Origin of the sequence: Haloferax prahovense, assembly GCF_000723845.1 — an archaeon.
GTDB classification, from domain to species: domain Archaea; phylum Halobacteriota; class Halobacteria; order Halobacteriales; family Haloferacaceae; genus Haloferax; species Haloferax prahovense.
Genome location: NZ_LK053000.1, coordinates 1,859,106 through 1,877,972, shown reverse-complemented (window position 1 = coordinate 1,877,972; position 18,867 = coordinate 1,859,106). Strand labels below are relative to the sequence as shown.

General features: G+C 67.9%; 17 protein-coding genes. 10 read left to right on the top strand and 7 right to left on the bottom strand.

Annotated features, from left to right (window positions below):
* Positions 1–22: 22 nt before the first annotated feature.
* A complete protein-coding gene (locus BN984_RS09455) occupies positions 23–1,747 on the bottom strand; it encodes an ABC transporter substrate-binding protein (protein ID WP_008091944.1) in 1,725 nt (574 codons plus the stop codon).
* A 148-nt stretch (positions 1,748–1,895) separates the two neighbouring features.
* Positions 1,896–4,598, bottom strand: coding sequence for an ABC transporter ATP-binding protein (locus tag BN984_RS09450; protein ID WP_008091943.1), 2,703 nt, complete (start codon positions 4,596–4,598; stop codon positions 1,896–1,898).
* Positions 4,599–4,765: 167 nt separating this feature from the next.
* Between BN984_RS09450 and BN984_RS09445 the strand changes: the two genes are divergently transcribed.
* Positions 4,766–5,275: a DUF7529 family protein gene (locus BN984_RS09445; RefSeq protein ID WP_049968103.1), complete on the top strand. Its 510-nt coding sequence runs from the start codon at positions 4,766–4,768 to the stop codon at positions 5,273–5,275.
* A gap of 56 nt (positions 5,276–5,331) precedes the next feature.
* On the opposite strand, the gene BN984_RS20155 is transcribed toward BN984_RS09445, so the two are convergent.
* From BN984_RS20155 to BN984_RS09430, 4 genes are all read right to left on the bottom strand, one after another.
* Positions 5,332–5,397 (bottom strand): BBE domain-containing protein, encoded by a 66-nt coding sequence (locus BN984_RS20155; protein WP_342339136.1) that lies wholly within the window; start codon positions 5,395–5,397, stop codon positions 5,332–5,334.
* Positions 5,394–6,629: a DUF6498-containing protein gene (locus tag BN984_RS09440; RefSeq protein WP_049968102.1), complete on the bottom strand. Its 1,236-nt coding sequence runs from the start codon at positions 6,627–6,629 to the stop codon at positions 5,394–5,396. Before BN984_RS09440 ends, BN984_RS20155 begins: the two co-directional genes overlap by 4 nt.
* 131 nt (positions 6,630–6,760) lie before the next feature.
* Positions 6,761–7,228 carry a zinc ribbon domain-containing protein gene (locus BN984_RS09435; RefSeq protein ID WP_049968101.1) on the bottom strand — a complete coding sequence of 156 codons (468 nt, stop codon included), beginning with the start codon at positions 7,226–7,228 and terminating at the stop codon, positions 6,761–6,763.
* A 98-nt stretch (positions 7,229–7,326) separates the two neighbouring features.
* Positions 7,327–7,791: a MoaD/ThiS family protein gene (locus BN984_RS09430; RefSeq protein WP_081909190.1), complete on the bottom strand. Its 465-nt coding sequence runs from the start codon at positions 7,789–7,791 to the stop codon at positions 7,327–7,329.
* Positions 7,792–7,923: 132 nt separating this feature from the next.
* Here BN984_RS09430 and BN984_RS09425 point away from each other — a divergent pair, with 132 nt between their 5' ends.
* From BN984_RS09425 to BN984_RS09385, 9 genes are all read left to right on the top strand, one after another.
* The gene (locus tag BN984_RS09425; RefSeq protein ID WP_049968099.1) at positions 7,924–8,826 is read left to right on the top strand and encodes a UbiA family prenyltransferase; all 903 of its coding nucleotides are present in this window, start codon (positions 7,924–7,926) and stop codon (positions 8,824–8,826) included.
* A 114-nt stretch (positions 8,827–8,940) separates the two neighbouring features.
* Positions 8,941–10,722: a histidine kinase N-terminal 7TM domain-containing protein gene (locus BN984_RS09420; RefSeq protein WP_049968098.1), complete on the top strand. Its 1,782-nt coding sequence runs from the start codon at positions 8,941–8,943 to the stop codon at positions 10,720–10,722.
* 219 nt (positions 10,723–10,941) lie between these two features.
* On the top strand, positions 10,942–13,314 hold the full coding sequence (locus BN984_RS09415; protein WP_049968097.1) for a type II/IV secretion system ATPase subunit: 2,373 nt from the start codon (positions 10,942–10,944) through the stop codon (positions 13,312–13,314).
* Positions 13,311–15,230: a type II secretion system F family protein gene (locus tag BN984_RS09410; RefSeq protein WP_008091924.1), complete on the top strand. Its 1,920-nt coding sequence runs from the start codon at positions 13,311–13,313 to the stop codon at positions 15,228–15,230. The genes BN984_RS09415 and BN984_RS09410 overlap by 4 nt, the downstream gene beginning before the upstream one ends.
* Positions 15,227–15,940 carry a DUF7289 family protein gene (locus tag BN984_RS09405; protein ID WP_049968096.1) on the top strand — a complete coding sequence of 238 codons (714 nt, stop codon included), beginning with the start codon at positions 15,227–15,229 and terminating at the stop codon, positions 15,938–15,940. The genes BN984_RS09410 and BN984_RS09405 overlap by 4 nt, the downstream gene beginning before the upstream one ends.
* On the top strand, positions 15,933–16,493 hold the full coding sequence (locus tag BN984_RS09400; RefSeq protein ID WP_049968095.1) for a DUF7266 family protein: 561 nt from the start codon (positions 15,933–15,935) through the stop codon (positions 16,491–16,493). The genes BN984_RS09405 and BN984_RS09400 overlap by 8 nt, the downstream gene beginning before the upstream one ends.
* Positions 16,486–17,193 carry a DUF7263 family protein gene (locus BN984_RS09395; RefSeq protein WP_049968094.1) on the top strand — a complete coding sequence of 236 codons (708 nt, stop codon included), beginning with the start codon at positions 16,486–16,488 and terminating at the stop codon, positions 17,191–17,193. The genes BN984_RS09400 and BN984_RS09395 overlap by 8 nt, the downstream gene beginning before the upstream one ends.
* Positions 17,186–17,659 (top strand): DUF7262 family protein, encoded by a 474-nt coding sequence (locus BN984_RS09390; RefSeq protein WP_081909189.1) that lies wholly within the window; start codon positions 17,186–17,188, stop codon positions 17,657–17,659. Before BN984_RS09395 ends, BN984_RS09390 begins: the two co-directional genes overlap by 8 nt.
* Entirely contained in the window at positions 17,656–18,204 is a 549-nt protein-coding gene (locus tag BN984_RS09385) for a DUF7261 family protein (protein WP_008091919.1), read from the top strand. The genes BN984_RS09390 and BN984_RS09385 overlap by 4 nt, the downstream gene beginning before the upstream one ends.
* 18 nt (positions 18,205–18,222) lie before the next feature.
* Here the strand turns inward: BN984_RS09385 and BN984_RS09380 are convergent, their stop codons facing one another.
* On the bottom strand, positions 18,223–18,867 hold the full coding sequence (locus BN984_RS09380; RefSeq protein WP_008091918.1) for a class I SAM-dependent methyltransferase: 645 nt from the start codon (positions 18,865–18,867) through the stop codon (positions 18,223–18,225).

The window sequence follows — 18,867 nt, the reverse complement described above, 5'->3', positions numbered from 1 at the left end:
AGTCGAAGGCGCGGTCAGTGCCTCAGTTCAGGCTGACCAGGTTGAGGTACGGACCGCTGATGGCGGCGATCTGGAACCCGCTGACGCGGTTGGAGACGCCGCGAAGCTCGTCGGCGTAGTCGAGGTAGACCCACGGGGCTTCGTCGTGTGCGATCTGGTTCGCCTCGTTGTACAGCGACTCGCGCTCGGCCTCGTCGTAGGTGCTCTGGCCCTGTTCGACGAGGTCCATGTAGTCGCGGTTCGCCCACGCCGAGCGGTTACTGGTGTTGTAGCCTTCGGCGTCGAAGCTGACCCAGTCCTGTCCCTCCGTGAGTTCGCCTTCCTCTACCTGCGGGTGCAGGAGGACGTACATGAAGTTGTCCGGGTCGGCGTTGTCGGTGTACCAGCCGAGGAAACACGCGTCGTGGCGGCCCTGGGCGGTGTATTCGAGGAACGGCCCGAACGACTGCTGGTTGATGTCGACCTCGATGCCGATTTCGCCGAGGTTGGACGCGACGGTCTCGGCGGTCTGAATCGGCGACGGGTTGTAGCCGCGGGGGTTCTGGAACGTCGCCAGTTCGAACGAGAAGCCGTCACCGTAGCCGGCCTCTTCGAGGAGGCGCTGGGCCTCCTCGGGGTCGTACGGGTACGGGTCGATGTCGTCGTTGTGACCGAGGACGTTCGGCGGGAGCGGCTGGCTCGCCTGCGTCGCGAAGCCCGAGTAAATCTCGTTGACGATGGCCTCGGTGTTGATGGCGTGGCTGACGGCCTGCCGGACGCGGCGGTCGCGGAACTCCTCGCGGCTCGCCATGTTGAACGCCATGTAGCCGATGTTGATACCCTCGGTGCGGACGAGGTTCGCGTTGCTGGCGTTTTCGACCTGGACGGACGACTGCGCGCCGAGTCCGTCGATGATGTCGAGTTCGCCCGACGCGAGCGACTGGGCGCGCGTCGAGTTCTGTCCGATGGTGACGAAGACGACCTCGTCCACGTTCGGCCCCTCGCCCCAGTACTCGGAGTTAGCTTCGAGGCGGATGCGCTCGTTCGCGTCGTCGAGGTTGCTCAGCTGGAACGGGCCCGTGCCGACGGGGTTCGAACTGAGGTCCGTGCCGTACTCCTCGATTGCGGCGAGAGAGTGCACCGACGCCGCGAACATCGCCAGGTTACGCAGGAACGGCGCGTACGACTGGGTCAGCTGAATCGTCATCGAGTAGTCGCCGTCGACCTGAATCTCGTCGATCCACGAGCCGAGGGTGAACGGCCCATACGCCGAGACGTAGTCGTCGCCGGCGTAGTACTCGTAGTCGCTGTCGACGAAGCGGCGATACGTCGCCACGAAGTCCTCCGCCGTGAACTCCTCGCCGTTGTGGAACATCACGCCCTCGCGGAGCGTGATGGAGGCCGACTGGCCCTCCAGGGAGTACTCGGTGGCGAGCCCCTGCGTCAGCGTCGACTGGCCCGGCTCGAAGTTGATGAGCGTGTCGTAGAGCTGTTCGGTCACCTTCGCGACCTCGCCGCTCGTGCTGTTCTGGAAGTCGAGCGTCGGCGAGTGGCTGCCGCGACCGTAGCGGAGGACCGACGTCGACCCGCCGTCTTCGGTCTCCGTCTCGGTCTGGTCCGTCTCGCCCTCACCGGTCGTCTCACCGGATTCGGTGGTGGTGTCCTCACCGCCGCCGCCGGAACAGCCCGCGAGTCCGGCCGTCGCTGCAGCAGCTCCTGCGGCCGTCAGGAACCGACGCCGCGAAACATCATTGCCATCTTGTGACATACGTGTACCTATCAATGACTCCCTATAAAAATAACGAAGCGCTGAAGGACGGAACGAGAGACACCGCCGACCTGTTCCGGTAAAAATACGAGACAATCAAAAAACGTCGAATGCGTGACGAGAGGCCGCATAGGCCCCGATGCGCGGTCTATTCGTCTACGAGGTGACACGCCGCGGGGTGGGTCTGTTCGCCCAGTTCGGGCGCGTCGCGCTCGCAGACGCTCTCGAATCGGTCGCGCAGAATCTCGCTCGCCTCGTCCCAGTCGTCGGCGACGACGCGTTCGAGCGCGCGGTCGACGACGCCCCGGAGTTCGGGCGACAGCGTGTGTGACAGGTGCGACTCGCGGAGTTTGTCCACGACGGCGTCGGCGTCGGCGGTGCCGCCGTCGGCGCTCACCGTCGCTTCGGCGCTCGGGTCGCCCGCATCGAGTGCCGCGTCGCGAGCGGTCTCCACGTCCAGCGACTCGCGCTCGACGCGCTGGCGGAGGTCCATCACCTCGCGGTAGGCCGCCTGCTCGATGTCGAGGTCCGCGGGCGGGATGACCTGCGGACACCGCGTCCGGAAGTGACAGCCCGACGGCGGGTTGATGGGGCTCGGCACGTCGCCTTCGAGGATGATGCGGTCGTCGGTCTCGGCGGCCGGGTCGGGCTCCGGAATCGCCGACAGCAACGCCTGCGTGTAGGGGTGCCGCGGGTCGTCGAACAGCTCGTCGGTCGCCGCGACCTCCACGATTTCGCCGAGGTACATCACGGCCACGCGGTCGGAGATGTGGCGAACCACAGAGAGGTCGTGGGCGATAAAGAGGTACGTCAGCCCGAAGCGCTCCTGGAGGTCTTCGAGGAGGTTGAGAATCTGCGCCTGCACGGACACGTCGAGCGCCGACACCGGCTCGTCGGCGACGATGAAATCGGGGTCGACCGCGAGCGCCCGGGCGATGCCGACGCGCTGGCGCTGGCCGCCGGAGAGTTCGTGCGGGTAACGGTCGTACTGGCCGACTTCGAGGCCGACCGCGTCGAGCAGTTGGTGGACCCGGCGACGTCGACGCTCGCTGGTCGAGTCGCCCGGCGTGACGCGGACGGTGACGCCCGAGACGACGTCACCTTCGCGCTCGACTTCGACCTCGGCGCGGAGGCGCTCTTCGACGGCCACGTCGACCTCGCCGTCGGCGACCGTGACGGTCACGGTGGCGGTGGCGACGCCGTTCGAGGAGCCGACGATGGCGTCGATCTCGTCGCTCGCGGTGACCGAGACGCGCTCGGCATCGATGCCGGTCACGGTGACGTCGGCCTCGCCGCGCACGTCCGGGTCGGACACGGGGAGGTCGTGGACGTCGAGGGGCTCGCGGATGGTCTGTCCGACGGTCATCCGCGGGTCCAGCGACGACAGCGGGTCCTGGAAGATCATCTGCATGTCGCGGCGCATCGCGCGGAGTTCGTCGCTGTCGAGCCCGGAGAGGTCCGTCCCCGAGAAGACGACGCGCCCGCCGGTCGGCGGCGTCAGATGCAGGAGGCTCCGCCCGGCGGTGGACTTCCCACAGCCCGACTCGCCGACTAAGCCGAGCGTCTCGCCCTCGTAGACGGTGAAGTCGATGCCGTCGACCGCCTTCACGCTCCGGTCGTCCGCCCCGAGGAAGCGGTCGAGGAGGCCGTCGGCCTGCTCGTAGTACTTCTGCATGCCGTCGACTTCGAGCAGCGGCGTGTCGGAGGGCTCGGTACCCGTCGACGATTCGATGGCGTCGCCGCCGTACTCGTCGGTGTCGAAGTCGTCGAGGATGCACTTCGAGCGGTGGTCCACGGCGTCGTCGCCGTGTTGCTTGTACGGTATCTCACCCGATGTACACTCCGGCTGGGCCCACGGACACCGGGGGGCGAAGTGGCACCCTTCGGGCATGTCGATGAGGTCCGGCACGTTGCCCTCGATGGGCGTCAAGCGCTCTTTTTCCTCGCTCGGGAGCGATTCGAGGAGCGTGTACGTGTAGGGGTGCGAGGGGTTGTGGAAGATTTCCTCGACCGGTCCTTCCTCGACGATTTCGCCGGCGTACATGACCGCCACCCGGTCGCACGTCTCGGCGACGACGCCGAGGTCGTGGGTGATCATGAGCACGGACATGCCGAGGTCCTCCTGCAGGTCGTCGATGAGGTCGAGAATCTGCGCCTGAATGGTCACGTCGAGCGCGGTCGTCGGCTCGTCGGCGACGAGCACGCGCGGCTGGCAGGCGAGCGCGATGGCGATGAGAACGCGCTGGCGCATCCCCCCGGAGAACTCGTGGGGGTACTCGTCGACCCGCGCGCCGGGTTCGGGGATGCCGACCGACTCGAGCACGTCGATGGTCCGCTCGACGACTTCGTCGTCGATGTCGCGGCTGATGCGGGGGAGCAGTTCGCGGACCGCGTTGAACCACGAGTCCTTGCGTCGGCCGCCGTACTGGTGGAGTCGCAGGCTCTCTGCGACCTGCTCGCCGACCGTCAGCGAGGGGTTCAGCGAGGTCATCGGGTCCTGGAAGATCATCCCGAGTTCGCGCCCGCGGACGGCCCGCAGCGCCTCCTCGGGGGCGTCGACCAGATTGACCACGTCGCCGTCGACGAAGCCGGGGTTGTTGTACTCCTCGCGGAACTCCTCGGCGAGTCGGGCGCTCTCGAGTTCGACCGACCCGGAGACGATTTCGCCGGGGTCGTCGACGAGTCCCATCGCCGACAACGCCGTCACACTCTTTCCGGACCCGGATTCGCCGACCAGTCCGACCGTCTCGCCCTCGCCGACCGTGAGGTCGAGGCCGTCGACGGCCTTGACCCGACCCCGGCCGGTCGAGAACTGGGTTCGAAGGTCCGAAAGAGAGAGTAGATTCCTCATTGAATGGGAATGACCTGCATGGCGTGAAATACCTTTTCAATTTTTGCCAATTGATACGTGGGAAACATAATGCTGAATCGCCTGCGGTCGCCCGCGTGACGCGCGAAAGCGCGCGACTGCGGCGGGAGAAGCCAAAGTTTAGGTAGCGGACTCCGACACCATGCCGCATGGAAGAACATCCGCTCTCGGACGAGTCGGGCACGTGGGAGACCGTGGTCGAAGAGTGCGAGGCGCTCGCCGACGACTATCGGGAGCGAGACTGGACGGTCGTCGTCGCCCTGCCGGGGGACGTGGTCCCGGTTCCCGGAACGGGCGACGAAGTCGTCGACCACGTCGGCCTCGACGTGGTCGTTGGCGACGACGTGTACCCCGACCTCGAAGCCGCCGTCGAGGGCGCGGCGTTCGACGAGTACGAGGCGTTCCGCGCGGTCACCGGCGGCCTCGTCTACCTCGCGCTCGTCGTCCGCGCCACCGACGACGAAGTCGCCGTCTGCCTCCCGCTATACTACCGCCTCGCGGAGTCCGAACGCATGTTCTCGCTCCTCAACGCCGGCGAGACGATGCGGACGAAGGTCCACCCGCTGGACCCCGACAAGGGCGTCGAGTTCGTCCACGAGGACCCCGACCCGCTGCTCCCGCCGGACTGGGACGCCGACCTCTCTGACGAGTTCGCCTAATCGTCGCGTCGCCGACGGTCGAAGACGCGTTTTGGCGCTGCTGGAATTCGGCGCTGTCAGGCTCGCGGCGCGATATTCTGATTTACACGGAACCGGTTCTCCGGGTCGTACCGGCGTTTCAGTTCGACCAGTCGGCCGTAATTGTCTCCGAAGGCGGCGCGAACGCGTCCGAGCCGAGACAGCGGAGCGTCCGAGCCGGACTATCGCCGTGCTGTGCTATTGTCGCCGAGGAGGCACCTAGAAGCCGTTCGACCAGTCTGGACCGTTCCGTCACGTCCGCGACCAGTCTGCGTTCGATACGCCATTGTGTCGTGTCCAAGAGGCAGTCATGACAGACGACGTGATTCTCGTACATCCGATACTCCAGGTGTCCCCACCGAAGGTCTCGCTCCGCGAGCGTGTGTGCGACGACGCCCATCACGACCGCACTCGCACCGACGGCCGCCCACGTCGCCCCGGCAAGGACGTACCCGAGAAAGGCCGCGATGGCGACCGTGGCGAAGCGTCGAGGGCTCAGCACGCCGAAGAGTCCGTCGACAACCGCGCTGCCCCACACCGCACGGCGGTTCGTGTGGTACACATCTCTCGGAGCCCCATCCGGGATACCGATTGGTGCCCATTCATCGTCGTCTGCGGCCTCAAAATCAGCCTCGGTCGGGTCACGCGGGGCGAACCGGTTGCGATTCTCGACCACGCTGTACGCGTCGAACCCGACGCGAGCGAGATAAACGAGTACGAAGAGAAATCCTGTGCGTTCGGTCGGTGACGGCCCGAATGCAACGCCCCAGACGACGACTCCCGCAAGAACGATGACCCCGAGAGTGGACCGCGGGGTGAGCACCGACAGGGGGACGAGGTCGCGGTAGTCGCGTGATTTGACGTGGCGCACGAGTGTCGCCGCCTCGCGGGCGAGCGTCGTCACGCCCGCCACGAGGAGACTCTCGACAAACATGCCGCTCCCGACGGTTGCGAACCAGAGTCCACCGCCGCTGACGAGCGAGAGACCGATGACCACTCGTCCGAGTTCGAACACACGCGGAAACGACCGTGGATAAAGCGGCGGTAGTGACGCGTGGAGGTGGACACTCCCACGCTTTTCTCGGAGCGAGCGAAACGGCGACCGCCAGCCCCACCGCGAGTCCGCGGCCACCCAGTTTTCTGCGGCACCGCGTTGGCCTGCGAACGTCGCTTCCAGCATCCGCCGGAGCGCCCCACCGGCTATCTCGACCCAGTAGACGACGAGAAGATTGACCAGACGCCAGTCGAACAAGAGGATTCCGACGAGCGGAAGCGCGTTGGCCACAGTCAGTCCAGCCAACGTGCGTCGTCCCGTCCGGCGCCGGTGCTCCGTCATCTCTCGAAGAGTTGTCAGGAACTGATTAATTCGTTATGAATTTCACTTCGGGTCGTCGGACGGACCAGCCGCTCTGCGACGGACTCGACGGTCAAAGCATCTCAGGACGTGGTGAACGTCGTTCCCGTCGTCTATTCCTCGTACTCCTCGTCATCCGCCTCGCTGACCGAAATCTCCGTCTCGTGTTCCCGGTCCGCCTCGCGCTGTAACTCCTCGGCCCGGAGTTCGGCGCGGGTGTAGGCGTCGTACACCGAGTAGAGCCACACGGCAGGCGCGAGGAGGAAACCGATGAAGACCATCACCGAGACGGAGGCGACGATGAAGCCGACCGCGAAGACGAGGCCGCGTTCGAGTTCGCGGTTGTACAGCTGTCCGAGGCCGGGGAAAATCGCCGACAGCACCGCCGCGACGAAGGGGTTGCCGCCTTCGAGGAGGTCGTCGAGCGCCGAGTCGACCGACGACTTCGGCGGGTCGCGCTGACGGACCCCACATTCGGGACAGATTTCGGCGCGCGCGTCGATGACCGCGCCACAGTCGCGGCAGAACACCTCGTCCGGGCCGCGTTCGCGAGTCGAGTCGTCCGCGGAGGGCGATGACATACCGGTTATCTGTCGGCGGGGGACGTTAGTCCTGCGGCGGTCGGACATGGGGGAATTCGCGGTCACGGCCGATGAGACCGACCACGCAGACGCCCCGCTCACAGACAGAACAGAAACGGCTTCATCAGCGCGACGCGGTCGCCGTCTTCGAGCCGCGTGTCGAAGCCGTCGAGGTTCTCGTTGAACACGCCGTTGACGAGGACGCGAGCGTAGGGGCGCGTCTGCTCTCCTTCGGGGTTCTTTCGCCACGTGCCCGGGGGTCGCTCCACTCGCGCCCACCCCCGCGTCGTCGCGTCCGCCTCGCGCTCCGCGATGACGAGGTCGCGCACGTCGTACGCCGCGAAGAACGCGTCGAGGAACGCCCGGAGCGTCTCGCCCTCGAAGGTGAACTCCACCTGATGGGTGTCCGCGGCCGACCTGACGTGCCCGGTCAGTTTGACCTCGACCGTCGTCGTCACCGCCTCGGCCGTCGCTGACGCCGCATCTGTCGCTCCCGTCTCACCTGTCGCTCCCGTCTCACCTGTCGCTCCCGTCTCCGTCCGCTCGGCTGTCCCTGTCTCCATGCGTCCCGCTACGCGCCGAAGCCGAATGAGCGAGGCCCCGAACACGTTCGACCGCGAGCGCAAACCGAGCAACCGGAACGAACTGTTGTCTGGCGCACAACTAATCCACTCGCGGCACGACACGAAGGCGCAATGCGAATCGTCCCACCCCGCCTGTACGGTGCAGTCGTCCACAGCTCAGTATTCCTCGGCGCGGCGACCATCGCCGAAGTGTTCGTCGCGTCCGCGCTCGCCGGAATCACCCCGAACGCCGCCCTCGCCGTCGGCTTTCTCATCACCGTCGGCGTGTACAACTTCGACAAGCTTGCCGACCTCGACGCCGACGCCGAGAACTACGCGGAGCGGACCGCCTTCGTGGCGTCCCATCCGCGGGTGTACGCCGCGTGCTCGGTGGTCGCCGTCGCCGTCGCGATCTGGCTCGCCGTCCGGCACGGCGGCGTTTACGCCCTCGGGCTGACGCTGTTTCCGGGCGTCGTCGCGGCGTTCTACAGCGTCCCGCTCGTCCCGCTGTCGTCTGTCGACCGACTCAAGGACGTCTTTCTCGTCAACACCGCGACGGTGTCGCTCGCGTGGGCGGTCCCCGTCGCGTTCATCCCGCTCGCGGTCGCCGCGACGGCACCCGAGTACGCCGCCGGCGCGGCCGGCGCGGCCGTCGCGGCGCTGTGGTTCTTCTTCCGCTCGGCCATCTCGGTCGAAGTCCACAACGTCCGTGACGTGACGGGGGACGCCCGGAACGGCGTCGAGACCCTGCCGACGGTCGTCGGCGTCCGCCGCACGCAACTGGGCCTCTACGGACTGGAACTCGTCTCGCTCGGACTCGTCTGGGTGGCGTCGTGGGTCGGCGTCGTCCCCGTGTGGGCTCCGGTCGCGCTCCTTCCTTCGGTCGCCTATTCGACGTGGATTACCCACGCGCTCACCGGGTCGGACCGGTCGGTCGAACGACTCTGTACGCTCCGTGACGGCGAGGGCGTACTGATGGCCGTCGGCGTCGCGGTCGTCGCTTCGGTTGCCGGTCCCGCCGGTGCGTTCGTGTGACGCACACCGGACCGAGCGCCCGTGCGGAGTGACGCCGGCGTAGCTGTCGACCCGAGGCGGCCACCCCGAATTCTCGAATACCCTTTTGTCACTCGATGAATAACTATCTGGATAGTGATTCCGAACATCGGGTGGGCCACGTTCGAGCAGTTGGTGTTCGGGGGAACCGCCGGTGCGAATTTCCTCACGCAACCGGTGCCGCTCGTCGTCGTCATCGTGGGGCTGATGATACTCACCGCAGTGATAAGTGGCTACGTCGTCCTGTTCGCGTGGCGGCGACGGCCGACGCCCGGTTCGACCGGGCTGGTCGCGTTCGGCCTCGCCAGCGGGTGGTGGTCGGCAGGCTACCTCTTGGAACTCCTCGTCGAGGACCTGACGCTCAAGCTCGCGCTCGCGAACCTCCAGTGGATCGGCGTCCTCGCGGCCCCGCTGGCGTGGTTTCTCTTTTCGTGTTCCTACGCCGGTCGAGACCGCTACACCGCACCAGCGTCGCTCCTCGCGCTCTCTGTGCTCCCGCTAGCCAGCCTCGTCGCCGTGTGGACCAACCCCCTGCACCACCTGATGTGGGGCAGCGTGACGGTCGTCCCCGCCGTCGGCCGGACGATTACCGTCCTCCAGACCGAGTGGGGGCCGCTGTACTGGGTCGTGTTGGGGTACAGCTACTTGCTGTGGCTCGCCGGCTCGGCCGCCATCTTGCGGACGGCGCTCGACATGCCGACGATTTACCGACTGCAGGCGGCGACCCTCATCGTCGGGGCGCTGATGCCCGTCCTCGGAAACGCCGCCACGACGCTCCTCGAACTCTACGGCCCGGCCATCGACATGACTCCCGCGGCGTTCGCGTTCGCGGGACTCGCCTGTACCGTCGCCATCAGCCGCTACGAACTCCTCGAAGCCCGACCGGTCCCTCGGTGGGTCGCCCGCGAACGCGTGGTCGAGACGATGGCCGACGCGGTGCTCATCACCGACACGAAGTGGCGCGTCACCGACGTGAACCAGTCGGCCGCGCGGATTCTCGGCGACGACAACGCCGAACTCAAGGGCCGGCCCATCGGCGACGTCATCGAGGAATTCTCGCCCGACCAGCGGGACACAGACCAGATTACGGTCAGACTCGGGTCGGGCCAGCGGTACTTCGAACTTCGGACGAGCGCCTTCACCGACCACCACGGTCGCGACATCGGCCACGCGCTCGTCTTCCGCGACGTGACCGACCGCCGACTGAACCTCCAGCAACTCGAGGTGATGAACCGCGTCCTCCGGCACAACCTCCGGACTGAGGCGAACCTCCTCGAAGGCTACGCAAACCTCGTCTTGGACGACATCGACGACAGCGAACTCGCCGACGCGCGGGACCACGCCCAAATCCTCCACGACCACGCATCGACGCTCGTCAACATCAGCCAGAAGGCGCGGAAACTCGGCGCGGCCCTCGGGAGCGATGGGAACGGCGATATCCGCCTGCTCCCCGCGGCCGTTCAGATACGGGCCGCCGCCGACGCCGTCCGAGCCGACTCCCCCGGTGCGAACGTCCGCGTTATCGACCTTCCAGACCACGAAATCGTCTGTGCGCCCACGCTCGAACCAATCGTCCGCGAACTCGTCGAAAACGGCGTCCAGCACAACCCGGTGGCGACGCCTGTCGTCTCGGTGACGACGACCCGCGAGGGCGACGAACTCGTGATTCGCGTCGAAGACGACGGCCCCGGCATCAACGCGAGCGAACTCGCCGCCATCAACGCCCACGGCGAGACGCAACTCAGACACGCCAGCGGCCTCGGCCTGTGGCTGGTGAAGTGGGGCGTCGACCAACTCGGTGGCACCGTCGCGTTCCACTCCCACGACGTAGGTGGGACGGAAGTGGTGCTTCGGATTCCGGCGTTGCGGGGTGAGTAGTGTGCGTCCGGACAAACCGTGACCGGTCGCGCTCGATTCCAAGTTTGATAATTTCCGAGGGCATTATTAGTCAAATTTTCAATTATTAATGAGGCATCTGTAATGCTCGAATCGGCATATATGCCCGGAGAGTCTCGAATTCGTCGGTTTCTGCGAATCCAACATCGGTGGTCGGACGCAGTAAATTCTTAAATATGAATACTCGGCAAGCCACGGTGTATGCCTACCCAAGGCGATAACAACGGGTCGGAGCGGCCCACTCCGACCCTCGAATTCGGTGCCGCCTCGGCTCCCGCGGCGGCGGGCGCGGTCCCAGCGCCCGTCCCCCCGGACGACCCGAACGCGTGGTACGCGCCGACCGTCCGGTCGCAGTACGAAGTGGCCCCGGACACCGTCGTCACCATCAGCGACGCGGACCACGGCTTCGACTACGCGGTCCGAGAGCCGACGCTCGGCGCGCGTGAAGCCGATGCGTTGGCGACCGTCCGCGACCACTTCTCGACCGTCGTCCGCCGACGGCCGCTCACTCGCGAGGGCGCGGCCGCTCGCGCGGAGACCGGCCTCTCGCCGAAGTACCGCCGCATCTTCGACCGCCTGCTCGACCTGACGCCGAGCGCCCGCAGACGCGTCGAACACCACGCGCTGTCCGAGCTACGGCTCCTCGGCGAAGTCACGCCGCTGGCGCTCGACGAGCGAATCGAGGTCGTCGACGCCGGCCGCGGCGACGGCTCCGAGCGGTTGGTCGTCCACACCGAGGCCTTCGCACCGGCGGCGACCGACTTCGACTCCGACGTGAGGTTCGCGGACCGCATCGCCGCCGAGCGGGTCGCTCACTACACCGTCCCGTTCGCAGGCTACGACGTGGACGTGGTCGTCTACCGGGACCGGCTCCTCGGCGACGACCACTTCGCCACGAAGTACGCCGTCCTCGAACCGGACCTCGTGCCCGGCGACGCCGAACTCATCGAGGAGTGCAAGGAGCGAATCTGGGAGGCGAACGTCGACGACGTGGTCGCAGACCGCATCGACTTCGTCCGCGACCGCGCCCGCGAGTTCCTCTCGCGGCGACTCACCGCTCGCAACACCCGCGCGTGGGTCGACGCGACGCGATTCCGCGTCCGCGCCGCGCTCTCGGAGTACGGCCTCGCGCTCCCGCCGGTCGACCGCCGGTTCGCCGAGGACCGCCTCGACGACCTCGTCTACTACGTCCTCCGCGACTACGTCGGCGAGGGCGTCCTCACCGTTCCCATCCGCGACCCCCACCTCGAAGACGTAGAGGCCAACCGGGTCGGCGAACGGGTCAAAGTCATTCCGCGGGCGGACGTGACTGGCCGCGGCGGCCTGCGGGTGCCGACGAACCTCGTCTTCGAAGACGAGACCGAGTTCACGAACGTCGTCACCCAACTCGCCGCCGCCGACGGCGTGGAGTTGAACGCCTCGAACCCGAGCGCGAAGGTGAACCTCCGACCCGGAGCGGTCGGCGGCGACCCCGCGTCGGCCGACACCGACGAGACGATTCGCTGCGCCGTCGCCCTCCCCGTCATCTCCGAGGGCGGCCCGCACGTCTCGATTCGGAAACAGACTGGCGACGTGCTCACGCCGGTCGACCTCGTCGAAAGCGGTTCGGTCTCGACCGAACTCGTCACCCTGCTGTGGCTCTGTTACGAGCACCATCGTGTCGTCCTCTTTTCGGGCTCGACGGGGGTTGGAAAAACGACGTTGATGAACGCGTGCATGCCGTTCGTGCCCTACGACCACCGGCCCATCAGCATCGACGAGGGTTCTCGCGAGGTGCATCTCCCCCACGAGACGGGCATCTCCCTGACGACCCGCGACCACGAGTCCGAGTTCAAGCGCGTCTCGATGGCCGACCTGATGACCGAGGCGAACTACCTCAACCCCGACGTGGAGGTCATCGCCGAAATCAACACGCCCGAGTCGTTCGCCACGTTCGCCGAGACGCTCAACACCGGCCACGGCGTCATCGGCACGACTCACGCCGCCGACGTCGAGACGCTCGTCAATCGCGTCATCGAGCAGGGCCTCCCGCCGTACCTCCTCCGCGAACTCGACCTCGTCGTCTTCCCGCACAAGGTCGACGGCGAGCGGTACGTCTCCGAGGTGGTCGAACTCGTCCCCGAGTCGGAGTACGACGAGACGTGGGGTCGCCGCGGCGTCGTCGAGAAAGACGGGCGGACGCTCCACTGGAACACGGTCGGCCGGCGAACGCCGGACGGTTCGTTCGACCTCTCGTACGAGCACCCGCAGTTGGGCGACGACCGCCGACGCGCCGGCATCCGATTGTTCCACCGCATCGCCGAGGCCACAGACCGCGACGTGGAGGCCGTCGAGCGCGAGTTCCACCGGAAGCACCGCTACGTTGAATACCTCGTCCGCGAGCAGGTGACCGACGTGGACCGGTTGTTCGGCTTCCTCTCGGACCTCCGAACCGACGAAGCCGCAACGGTCGAGCGCGTCCGCCGGCGGATGGCCGAGCGGACCGCTGACGGCAGAGATAGCGCCGACGGCGGAGACAGCGCCGACGACACGCGGGGGGTCGACTCCGACGCTGACGGCGAGGTCGACCCGTGACCGGATTCGACGCCGGACTCGAAGAGCGCCGGGTCGGCCGCGTTCGCTCGCTTTCGGTCCTCGACAGGGCGCTGTACGCGCTGTTCGCCCGCCACGTCGACGCCACCCGACACGACCGAGACCGCCGCCGCTACCGCGGTACCGACATGCGGATGAGCTTCGACCTCTACCTCGCTCGCGCCTACGGCCTCGCGTGGGCGGTCGGACTGTTCGTCGCATTCCCGACGGTGCTCGTCTTCCTCGCGGTACCCGACTCGGCGATAGATGCCGCACTCTCCGTCCTCCGCGCGGCGCTTCCACCTCTCGAATACGTCCCGGTACCCGTCGTTCCCCGACTCCCCGTGGCCGGGCTGTTCGCCCTCGGGGCGGCAGTAGCGACGCGACGCGTCGTTCTCGCCGTCGCCGGGCGGTACCTCGGCTGGCGAGCGACCGCCCGGCGGGAGAACATCGAGCGAACCCTGCCCGGCGCGGTCCGCTACCTGCACGTCCTCTCGTCGGGGAGCGACGGCCCCCGCGAGATGCTCCGGCGCGTCGCCGAGACCGACGCCTACGGCGAGACGGCCGTCGCCTTCCGTGGCGTCCTCAACACCGCCTCGCTGACCGGCAACGTGAACGAGGGCCTGCGGCGCGTCGCCCGCGACACGCCCTCCGAGGGGATGCTCGCGCCCTTCCTCCTGAAGTTCCGCGAGCACGCCGGACAGGGCGACGACGCGCTCCGGAACTACCTGCGGATGGAGAGCCGGATGCTCGGCCACCGGCAGGACCGCGCCCGCGAGCGCGCCGAGGGCTTCCTCGAACTGCTCGCCGAACTGTTCATCGTCCTCCTCGTGCTCCCGTCGCTGCTCGTCATCGTCCTCACGGTGATGAGCGTCATCGCGCCCGGCCTCTCCGCGCCGGTGGTCACGCCGCTCGGACAGACGACCACCCGCGGCATCGTCGTCTACGCGAGCGCCGCGTTCATCCTCGGCGTCGGTCTCGGCGCGAGCGTGCTCGTCGCCGGGCTCCGACCGCCGGACCAATCGGTCGAGTACGACCGGCCGACCGGCGCGTTCCGCGTCCTCGACTCGGCGCTCTGGAACCCGGCCAGCGCGGCCGTCGTCTTCGTCTTTCCGGGGCTCGTCGTGGCCGGCGTCGCGGCCCTCGCCGGCGCTGACGCCGTCGGTGTCGCGCTCGTCGGCTACGTCGCCTACGCGGCCCCGGTCGGACTCGTCGGCGTCCGCCGCGCCCGCCTCGACGACGCGAAGGACCGCGAGTTGAAGGACTTCGTCCACGCCGTCTCGGGACACGTCAGTCTCGGGCGACCCTTCGGTGACGCGGTCGAGCGCGTCGGCCGCGACGTGGACCTCGGCCCGCTCGATTCGGACGTGGCCGACCTCGCGCTCAACCTCCGGTTCACCGCACCGAGTTCCGGGACCGACGTGAACCTCCGAACGGCCGCGTTGGCTCGGTTCGTCGACCGCGTCGGGACGCCCATGGCCGAACAGACCATCGGCCTCGTCGTCGGCGCGCTCGACGGCGGCAGCGACACGGGAACCGTCTTCGACACGCTCCAGACCGAAATCGGCCGCCTCTACCACGAAAAGCGCGCGCTCCGGTCGGGACTGCTCGTCTACGTCGCGGTTGGCTGGACGACCGCGCTCCTCGTCGTCGGCATCACCGTCGCCGTCAACGTCCACGTCTTCGACGGCTTCGCCCAGCTCTCGACGCTTTCGACCGGCGGGTCGTTCGCCATCAACGCCGGCGCGGTGGACCTCGAACGCGACCGCTACCGGATGTACGTCGTCACCCAGGCGACGATGCTCGCGTCGGGGTGGTTCTCCGGGACGGCCAGCCGCGGTCGCTACGAGGCGCTGTTACACTCCGCCGCTCTCGTCGTCGCGTGCTATCTCGTCTACGCCGGGGTGGGACTGATATGACCGCGACCCGCGGGCAGGCGAACGTGGTCGGCGTCGCGCTCCTGCTCGGCATCGGCGTGGTCGCCATCGGCCTCTTGACCGCCAGCGTCGGCGGCCTCGTGGATGCCCAAATCGCGACCGCGGACGCCGACGCCGCCGCGGACGGCTTCTCGTCGCTCCGGGACGGCGTCGCCGCCGGCGCGAACGACAGCTACCCGATTCGCGTCACCGACGGCGACCTCTCGCGAGTGAACAGGTCGGTCCGAATCATCCCGGAGGCGGGAACTAACAGGACCTACGACGCCGACGGCTACGTCGCCGACCTCGGCGGTCAGCGCGTGGCGTTCGTCGGCGGCGCGGTCGTCCGCGGAACCGGCGACCGCGCCGTGCTCGTCACGCCCGTCCCGCTGTCGTTCGCCGGCGACGCGGCGTTTCTCACGGTGCCCGTTCTAACCGCCGACGCCACCGACGGCGGCGGCCTCGGCGGCGGTGCAGCGCTTCGAACGCGAACGACGCGAACCGTGACCGACCTCCCGACAGACGGCTACGCCGTCGCCATCGAGACAGCGACCCCGGTCGCGTGGGAACGCGCGTTCGAGGGCCGCGGGTTCGATACGAGCCGAGCCGACTTCGACGGCGACGGCACCGAGAGCGTCGTCGCCGTCGTCTCCGGCGACCGAACGCTCACCGTCGCTCGATACGACCTCGCCGTGGTGGTCGACCGTGGCTGACGCTCCTCGCCGGCCGACCTCGTCACCGACCGAACCTGCCCGCCGCACCGCCGACCGTGCCGTGGTCCCCGTCGTCGGGAAAGCGCTCGAAGCCGCCATCGCCGTGCTGTTCATCGGACTCTTGACCACCGTGCTCCTCGGCGGCGTCGTTCCCGACCACCGCGCCGCGGTCGGCCACGAGCTCGCCGACCGGACGCTCGCAACGGCCACCGACCGGGTCGAAACCACCGCCGTCGTCCCCGAATCGGCGGTCGTCGGGTCCAGGCGAGCCGACGTTGACCTCCCGCGAACGATTCGCGGGAGTTCCTATCGCGTCGCGTACGTCCCGAACGCCACGTTCGGGGGCGACTCGAACGCGACCGCCCCGGCACTGGTCCTCGACCATCCGAACGACGCGTTCGACCGGCAGGTCCCGGTCACGCTCCCCGAATCGGTGACCGTCTCGGGCACGTGGGACAGCGGAAACGACTGCGTCGTTCGCGTCGTCGTCGGCGACGACGGCGCGACGCTCGAACTCACGAACGAACCTGTGTCGGGAGGGACTGATGAGTGACCGTAACCGGCCCGCAGCGCGCGCACAGACGACGCTCGCCGGACTCGCGGTGGCGCTCGTGCTCGTGACCGCGGTCACGGTCGGGGGCGTCGTCGCCGCCGACCGGGCCCTCGCGGACGCGGCCGGTGAGTCGCTCGAACAACACCGCGCTGAGCGCACCGCCGACGCGCTAGTCACGGAATCCCCGCTGGTCTCATCTGACAATGGGAGCGCGGCCGAGGCAATCGACCTGGCGCTCGCGAACGACACGAACGCCACCGAACTCGCCGCCGCCGTTCCGTCTCTCCGCGGCGTCGCGTTCCGCGTCCGGGTCGATGACCGGACGATAGCCGAGCGGGGCGACCTGTCGGGCGGCCACACGGTCAGCCGCGGTGCGCTCGCCGTCAGTCGACGGAGCGTCGGCGGGACCGTCGACCTCTCGGAGGAGACCACCACGACGCTCGACGGGCGGACGAACCGCGTTCGACTCGACGTGAACCCCGGGTCGAACACGACTGTTCAGACGGTTCGAGTCGGCGACAGGGTCGTCCTCCACCGACCGACCGGAATCGAAGGGGTACGCGTCGTCGAGGTATCGTCTCGCGCGAGCCCCGTGATTCGAGTCGAAACCGCCGAGTCCGACCCGTCCGGGAGCGTCGACGCGTCCGCAACCGCGTTCGATTCGACGGTCGTGCGAATCGAGGTGACCGTCGATGTGTGAGCGTCACGGCGAGCGTTCGCGGCGGTTGAGCTGTCGCCGTACGGACGACGCCTCCGCCCGGACGGAAGACCGAGGACAACTCTCGCTGACGGTCGTCGAAGCGGCCGTCGCGACCCTGCTCGTCCTCGCCGTCGCGGCGGGGTTCGCACTCGCGCCGCCCGCGCCGGCTTCCGAGGCGGACTCGCTGGAGCGACAGGCGGCAGATGCCGCGTCGCTGGTGGCGACCGTGCCGGCGGGCGCGACGGGAACGCTTCTCGGCTCGGCCTGCGCTTCGTCGGGCGACTTCGACGCCCGTGCAGCGCGGCTTCACGAGGTCGCTTCGGCGGGGCTCCCGAGCGGGGCGTTCGTCTCGCTCCGAACCGACGTCGGGTCAGTCGGTAGGCCCCCGCCGGAGACCGCACGAGTCGGGAGTGCGACCGCCGCGGTCCCGCGCTGTACCGCGACGGTGAAGGTGTGGTACCCGTGACTCGTGTCGGGAGTTCGGATGACGACGTCACCACATCGAACGACGACCGCGGGCAGTTGGTGCTCGTCTCCGGTGCGGTCGTCGCCGTGGCCCTGCTCGCGCTCCTCGTCGTTCACGCGCAACTCGGCTTCGCCGGCGTGGTCGAAACCACCGAACCACCGCCGCTGGACGACGTCGTTGAGACGACCGATGGCGGGGTCGAAATGGCGGCCGCCGGCGTCGCGGGTCGGTACGATTGGGCGGCGAGAGACGTCGCAGTCGAGGATTTTCGCTCGCGACTCGACCCCGCGCTGGCGAACGTCGAGCGCGCGCACGCCGGCGAGGGCGGCGTCGCGCTGCGGACGAACGACTCCGCGGCCGCCGGCTGGGCGCTCAGGAACTGTCCCGACGGCCCGTACCGGGAGTTCGGTCCCTGCGTCGTCGACGACGGCGTCGTCGTCCAAGAGCGCGCGGGAGAGACGGCCGTCGTCGCCGTTCTCGTCGACGTTCGAATCGCGACGCCGCGCTCGCGGACGGCCCTGACGGTCGCCGTGCGCCCGAACTGAACGCGGTCGAAAAGGCAGTTAGGCGCTCGGCACGTAGCCGAGGACTTCGTAGGTGTGTTCGGCGTCGTCTTCCGATTTGGGCTCGGTGTAGCGCGCCTCGTGGACTCGGTCCAGTCGGGCGGCGAGGAGCGTCTTGTAGGCGTCCAGAATCGGCACCTCGGTGAGCGGCGCTTCCGGCCCCTCGTCTTGGCCGACGATGTTCGCCATACAGAGCACGCCGTCGGGGGAAAGCAGGCCGGCTACCACGTCGAGAAACCGGTGGAACTCTGGGACGCTCATCGTGTCCCCGAGATAGTAGATGGTCTCGCTCCAGACGATGACGTCGAACTGCTCGTCAAGGGAGTCGAGATACGCGCTCGCCTCGCCGGCGAAGAACGTCGCCCGGTCGCTATCGGTCCGCTCCCGAGCGCGCTCAACGGCAGCCTCGGAGATGTCGATGCCGTGGAGGTCTGCGTCGGGGAAGCGTTCTAAGAGGAGTTCCGAGTGAACGCCCTCGGCGCAGCCGATCTCCAGAATCGACTCCGGCGAGCCGACGTGGCTCTCGACGACGCGGTTCTGGCGGCGGTACTTGCGCTGCTCGTAGGTCGAAGAATCGAAGTCCCACGGGTCCGGTTCGTCGAACTCGTCCTCGAAGTAGTCGGCGTTCCAGCCGTCGTTTGGCAC